Annotated in this window: 7 protein-coding genes and 1 pseudogene; 6 read left to right on the top strand and 2 right to left on the bottom strand. The window is 49.9% G+C overall.

What is annotated here, in order from left to right; translation table 11 throughout:
• A partial coding sequence (locus CV945_RS17885; protein WP_369827722.1) for a DDE-type integrase/transposase/recombinase occupies window positions 1–232 on the bottom strand: 232 nt, incomplete at its 3' end.
• A gap of 97 nt (window positions 233–329) precedes the next feature.
• Complete coding sequence (locus CV945_RS17880) at window positions 330–437, bottom strand: helix-turn-helix domain-containing protein (protein WP_369827721.1); 108 nt, start codon at window positions 435–437, stop codon at window positions 330–332.
• A gap of 32 nt (window positions 438–469) precedes the next feature.
• On the opposite strand from CV945_RS17880, the pseudogene CV945_RS12375 reads away from it, so the two are divergent.
• The 6 genes and pseudogenes from CV945_RS12375 to copZ form a co-directional block, all read left to right on the top strand.
• A pseudogene (locus tag CV945_RS12375) lies at window positions 470–1,000 on the top strand (FAD-dependent oxidoreductase); the annotation flags it as partial.
• Between the two features lie 92 nt (window positions 1,001–1,092).
• Window positions 1,093–2,535: a glycoside hydrolase family 1 protein gene (locus tag CV945_RS12370; RefSeq protein ID WP_100659882.1), complete on the top strand. Its 1,443-nt coding sequence runs from the start codon at window positions 1,093–1,095 to the stop codon at window positions 2,533–2,535.
• Window positions 2,536–2,671: 136 nt separating this feature from the next.
• Window positions 2,672–3,223, top strand: coding sequence for an NADPH-dependent FMN reductase (locus CV945_RS12365; RefSeq protein WP_198518511.1), 552 nt, complete (start codon window positions 2,672–2,674; stop codon window positions 3,221–3,223).
• Between the two features lie 148 nt (window positions 3,224–3,371).
• Window positions 3,372–3,683: a metal-sensing transcriptional repressor gene (locus CV945_RS12360; protein WP_013523213.1), complete on the top strand. Its 312-nt coding sequence runs from the start codon at window positions 3,372–3,374 to the stop codon at window positions 3,681–3,683.
• 15 nt (window positions 3,684–3,698) lie between these two features.
• A complete protein-coding gene (locus tag CV945_RS12355; protein WP_100659881.1) occupies window positions 3,699–6,095 on the top strand; it encodes a heavy metal translocating P-type ATPase in 2,397 nt (798 codons plus the stop codon).
• 21 nt (window positions 6,096–6,116) lie between these two features.
• Window positions 6,117–6,320 (top strand): copper chaperone CopZ, encoded by a 204-nt coding sequence (gene copZ / locus CV945_RS12350; protein WP_011230404.1) that lies wholly within the window; start codon window positions 6,117–6,119, stop codon window positions 6,318–6,320.
• Window positions 6,321–6,353 lie beyond the last annotated feature (33 nt).

Genomic DNA, 6,353 nt, shown 5'->3' with positions numbered 1-6,353 from the left:
TAGGAATGATATGATGAGCCTTCAGCAGTTGATGGTACTGGCGGGATGTGTACTGGGAGCCTTGATCGCTATGGAGAAGGACTCCTCGCGCATCCCGTTTTTTGATGGCATCCTTGACCGTTTCGATCACCAATTTTAAGTCATTCGAACGACTGATGCGATACGCAATGATTTCATTGTTGTACAAATCTTTAATAGCAGACAGATACAAATAGGTTCCTTGAAATGGCACTGGCTGCAGTGGCCGCAAAATCACGGTTTAACACGTTCGACGCTACGATATTCTCCTTTCCCGCTTTATACTTCGGCTTTTTTCGACGGATTTTGGCCTAAACCCCCAACTCTTTCATCAGTCGGTACACTCGCTTATGATTCACGGTCTTCCCATAATTTCGTTTGATCCATGCCTTCACGCGGTAGTATCCATAGATCCCAATTGACCTTTTGATGGCATTCGAGGATCATTTGCGAGCCGTACAACAACTTTACCGTTTTGCGGGCGAAGTTTGACCAATGGTTTGCCGAGAAAGCAGTCGAACAAGGGGAGTTGCTCGTTTGTGAAACGATGGCACTCGAATGCATCGTTGAAAAAGGCCGCGTCGTCGGTGTCCGCACCGACCGCCCGGACGGCGAGGTGTATGCCGATGTCGTCGTGCTGGCGGACGGCGTGAACTCGCTTTTGGCGAAACAGCTCGGGGTTCACCGCGAATGGCGGCCGGATGAAGTCGCGCTCGCAGTGATGGACATTGTCAAGCTCGATAAAAAAGTGATCGAAGAACGTTTCAACCTTGATCCGGAGCAAGGATGCACGATCGAGCTGCTCGGCGATGCAACAAAAGGCATATTAGGAACCGGATTTTTATACACCAATAAAGACACCTTAAGCATCGGCGTCGGCACGCTGCTTTCCGGGCTGATCAAACATAAAATCAAACCGTACGAGCTGCTCGAATATGTCAAAAACCATCCGATTGTAAGGATGGTTTTTTATGGGGGAGAAGAAACAGCGGAACGAAGCATTCGTCGGTGTAGGCGGAGCGGCGTTTGTGGTAAGCTAGTGGGGAGGCATACTTGCACAGGAGGGACTGACTAGTGGTTACAACGAACGAGGCGTTTCCCACCAACTTTTTATGGGGAGGAGCGACGGCGGCCAACCAGATCGAAGGAGGATTTGGCGAAGGAAACAAAGGGGTAAGCATTGCCGATGTGCTTCCGGGAGGAAAGATGAGGCAACAACTGCTTAGGGAAAAAGGGTTGCAGTTTGCCATTGATAAGGAGAAGTACACATACCCGAACCATGAAGCGATCGACTTTTACCACCGGTATAAAGAGGATATAGCCCTGTTTGCTGAGATGGGATTTAAAGCGTTCCGCCTATCGATCGCCTGGACGCGCATCTTCCCGAACGGCACCGAGCTTGAGCCAAATGAAGAAGGGCTTGCCTTCTATGATCGGGTGTTCGATGAGTTACATAAATACGGGATTGAGCCGGTGGTGACGATTTCCCATTATGAAATGCCGCTCTATTTGGCCAAAGAATACGGTGGCTGGCGGAGCCGCGAACTGGTAACGTTGTTTGAACGTTACGCCAAGGTGATTTTCCAGCGTTATAAAGATAAAGTGAAATATTGGATGACGTTTAACGAAATAAACGGTGCGCTCCATTTTCCGCTCATGAGCATGGGATTTGTGCCGGAAAGCGAAGAGACGAAATATCAAGAGTTGTTTCAAGCGTTCCATCATCAATTTGTCGCCAGCAGCCTGGCGGTGAAGGCGTGCCGCGAGATCATTCCGGACGCAAAAATCGGCTGCATGATTCTCGCCGCCCCCGTGTACCCGTACGACTGCAATCCAGAAAACGTCATGCATGCACTTGAAGAGGAGCGGCTGTTGAATTTCTTTTGCGCCGACGTTCAAGTGCGCGGCGAGTATCCATCCTTTATGAAACGCGTGTTCGACGAGCGCGGGGTGAAACTCGATATTCGCGACGGGGATTTGGAACTGATCAAGAAGCATACAGTCGACTATATCGGTTTAAGCTACTATATGTCCGTCACCCAGAAAAAAGACAAGATGGATGATGAGCTCATCCCCGGCAGCGTATTTGATGGGGTGAAAAACCCGTTCCTTAAAGCGAGCGACTGGGGCTGGGAGATCGACCCTATAGGGCTGCGCATCATTTTAAACCGGTTGTACGATCGGTATCGCGTACCGCTTTTTATTGTGGAAAACGGGCTTGGGGCGCATGACAAAGTGGAAGAAGACGGCTCGATTCACGACGATTACCGCATTGACTATTTGCGCCGTCATATCGAAGCAGCGCGTGAAGCGATCGCCGATGGCGTCGAATTGATTGGCTATCTCGTATGGGGCTGCATTGACCTCGTGAGCGCCTCGACCGGCGAGTTTTCAAAACGGTACGGGTTGATTTACGTCGATAAACACGATGACGGCAGCGGGACGCTCGAGCGGAGAAAGAAAAAGTCGTTTGATTGGTATCAAAACGTCATCGCGACGAACGGGGAAGAGTTATAATGGGAATGACCGCAAGGGGAATTTGAAGCAAAAGGCAGCTGATGGAATCGAATGGCAAAATAGTAAGGGAATGCGCGCTCGCCTTGCGCTGCGGGGGAAATTGACCATCAACCCCATTTGAAGGAGGACGAAAATGATGAACATTGTGGCTCTTGTCGGAAGCTTGCGAAAAGACTCATATAACCGGAAATTAGCGGAGTTTATGCGAGAACGGTACAAAGACAAATTCCAATTGGACATTGCCGGTATCGGCGCTCTGCCGCATTACAATCAAGACGATGAACTCGATCCGCCCGAAGTCGTGGCGGCATTCAAGCGGCAAGTGGCGGATGCGGACGGGGTTTTGATCGTGACACCGGAGTACAATTGGTCCGTTCCCGGCGTGCTGAAAAACGCGCTAGATTGGCTGTCGCGTGTGGACAAAGTGTTGGTCAATAAACCCGTGATGATTGTCGGAGTATCGACAGGGATGATGGGAACAATCCGAGCCCAGCTTCATTTGCGCCAAATCTTGCAAAGCCCGGGGCTGGCTGCGAAAGTGTTGCCGCCTGCCGGGAACGAGGTATTGATTAATTTTGTGAACCAAAAGTTCGATGAATCGGGGCAATTGACGGACGCAGCAACGATCCAATTGTTGGATCAGGTGATCGAACGGTTTGTTCAATGGATTGCCCAAAGCGGACGGTGAGCACCGTTCGCTTTTTCTTTCGGTAGGCAATGAGTCCGAGTCAGCTGAACAATTGGCTTGATGATGGTGGGCATGATTTGTATTAAGGAGCTTATGTTGCGTTTTATACCCATTACCGGTATAATGTAATAAAAAGAGGTGATGTTTGATGAACCATTATGAAGATCATCATGTGGATAAAAAAATGGTTCCACGAACGGAACAGGAAATCGAACGCATCATCAAGCGCTTGAAGCGCATTGAAGGGCAAGTGCGCGGGGTGCAAAAAATGGTGGAGGACAATCGGTATTGCATCGATATTTTAGTGCAAATTTCTGCGATCAGAGCGGCGTTGAACCAAGTCGGGCTGCAGCTGCTTGAACGCCACGTGAGCCATTGCGTGGCGAAAGCGATCCGTGAAGGGAGCGGAGACGAATCGATTCGCGAATTGATGGATGTGATGAAACAATTTTCGAAGTAAGGGGGGAAACGGGAAATGGGGGAGCCGAAAACCGTGACGCTGAAGGTGACCGGCATGACATGCGCCGCGTGCGCCAATCGGATTGAGAAAGTATTGAATAAGATGGAAGGCGTCAAAGCCCATGTCAATTTGGCCATGGAAAAAGCCACGATTCAATACGATCCATCGAAGCAAACGATCGCCGATATCGAAACGAAAATTGAGAATTTGGGGTATGGCGTTGCGACGGAAAAAGTGACGCTTGATATTGAAGGAATGACATGTGCGGCCTGTGCGACTCGGATTGAAAAAGGGTTAAATCGGATGGAAGGTGTGACAAGCGTTGCTGTCAACTTGGCGACAAACAGCGCGGTGGTTGAATACAAGGAGGGTGTTGCATCTGTCGAAGACATTTTAGAGAAAATCAAAAAGCTTGGGTATAAGGGGCAAATTCGAAACGAAGAACAAGACGATGCTGGCCGGAAAGAAGAGCGGCTGAAACAAAAACAACGGCAACTTGCCATTTCCATCATCTTATCGTTGCCGCTGCTTTATACGATGCTGGCTCATATGCCGTTTGATATCGGCTTGCCGATGCCGCAGCTCTTGATGAATCCGTGGTTCCAGCTTCTTTTCGCTACACCGGTTCAGTTCTACATCGGCGGTCCTTTCTATGTCGGGGCGTACCGGGCGTTGCGAAACAAGAGCGCGAACATGGACGTCCTCGTGGCGCTTGGAACATCGGCCGCGTACGTTTACAGCTTGTATGAAGCGTTGCGAACGCTTGGGAATCCTCAATATATGCCAAGGTTGTATTTTGAAACAAGCGCCGTCTTGATTACGCTTGTGCTTGTCGGAAAATACGTTGAGGCTCTTGCGAAAGGGCGAACAACCGAAGCGATCTCGAAGCTAGTCAGCCTGCAGGCAAAGGAAGCTACTGTCATCCGTCATGGGGAAGAAAGAAAAGTTCCGCTCGAGGAAGTGGTGATCGGCGATACGATCGTTGTCAAGCCAGGAGAAAAAATCCCGGTGGACGGTACGGTCATCGCCGGAGCATCCTCCGTAGACGAATCGATGATTACCGGTGAATCGATTCCGGTTGATAAGAAGGAAGGCGACTATGTGATCGGAGCGACCATGAATACAAATGGGGTGCTGACCATTCGAGCAGAAAAAGTAGGAAAAGATACAGCACTTGCCAATATCATTAAAATCGTCGAAGAGGCACAAGGTTCGAAAGCTCCGATTCAGCGGATGGCGGATGTCATTTCGGGTATTTTCGTACCAATTGTTGTCGGAATTGCGGTTGTTGCATTTATGATCTGGTACTTCTTTGCTGCGCCGGGTGATTTGGCGAAAGCGCTTGAGGCGGCCATCGCCGTTCTTGTCATCGCGTGCCCTTGTGCGCTCGGTTTGGCCACACCGACATCGATTATGGTCGGCACCGGCAAAGGCGCAGAACAGGGAATTCTCTTTAAAGGAGGTGAGTACCTAGAGAGAACGCATCAAATCAATGCCGTATTACTCGATAAAACAGGAACCGTGACAAAAGGAAAACCGGAAGTCACCGATGTGCTGGCCTTCCGCGAGGACATGCTCGATTATGCGGTTTCCGCCGAGAGCGCTTCGGAGCATCCGCTGGCTCATGCGATTGTGGAATACGGGAAGAAACAAGCGATTTCGCTGAAGCCATTGGAGCACTTCTCCGCCATTACCGGCCACGGAATTGAAGCGGTCATTGACGGAAAAAGCATCCTTATTGGGACGCGAAAATTGATGAAGGAACGCTCTGTAGCGATTTCTGTGCATGAAGATAAAATGGTAGAGCTTGAAAAACAAGGGAAAACAGTGATGCTCGTTGCCATCGATGGACAGCTTGCCGGCATCATTGCGGTCGCGGATACGGTAAAAGAAAGCTCCAAAGAAGCCATTCAAACATTAAAACAAATGGGCATCGATGTCTATATGGCAACAGGGGACAATCAGCGGACGGCTGAAGCGATCGCCAATGAAGTCGGCATTGAGCATGTGTACGCCGAGGTGCTTCCGGAAGACAAAGCGAACATCGTCGAGGAATTGCAAAAGCAAGGAAAACGTGTGGCGATGGTCGGTGATGGCATTAATGACGCTCCAGCTCTGGCCAAAGCGGATATTGGGATGGCGATTGGCACGGGAGCTGATGTCGCCATCGAGACCGCGGACGTGACCTTGGTCGGCGGCGATTTGCGCCATATCCCGAAAGCCATTGAGTTAAGCCGCCAAACGATGAAAAACATTCGGCAAAATCTGTTCTGGGCGTTGTTTTATAATACGATCGGCATTCCGGTCGCCGCTTTCGGATTATTAGAACCATGGATCGCGGGGGCAGCGATGGCGTTCAGCTCGGTGTCGGTTGTTACCAACGCGCTTCGTTTGAAACGCGTGAAACTATAAACATTTAAGGAGGAATGGATGATGACGATTACATTACAAGTACAAGGAATGACATGCGGACATTGCAAAGCGGCGGTGACCAATGCCCTTCAAGCGTTGGATGGCGTCAGCCGTGTAGAAGTGCATTTGCAAGAAGGTACGGTTGATGTGGAGTATGATGAAACAAAGGTCAGCGTAGAAAAACTGAAAGAAGCGATTGAAGAGCAAGGATATGATGTGAAATAACATACGGAAGGTGTCCCGAAGTGATGACGGGGC

Origin of the sequence: Geobacillus sp. Manikaran-105, from assembly GCF_002809955.1 — a bacterium.
In the GTDB taxonomy this organism is placed as follows: domain Bacteria; phylum Bacillota; class Bacilli; order Bacillales; family Anoxybacillaceae; genus Geobacillus; species Geobacillus thermophilus.
Note: the sequence above shows the minus strand (reverse complement) of the source record. Positions and strands in the feature narration are given on the sequence as shown.

Coding starts and splice junctions, on each gene's coding strand:
- CV945_RS12355 (WP_100659881.1), top strand. CDS start 3,699: ATGGGGGAGCCGAAAACCGTGACGCTGAAGGTGACCGGCATGACATGC.
- CV945_RS12365 (WP_198518511.1), top strand. CDS start 2,672: ATGAACATTGTGGCTCTTGTCGGAAGCTTGCGAAAAGACTCATATAAC.
- copZ (WP_011230404.1), top strand. CDS start 6,117: ATGACGATTACATTACAAGTACAAGGAATGACATGCGGACATTGCAAA.
- CV945_RS12360 (WP_013523213.1), top strand. CDS start 3,372: ATGAACCATTATGAAGATCATCATGTGGATAAAAAAATGGTTCCACGA.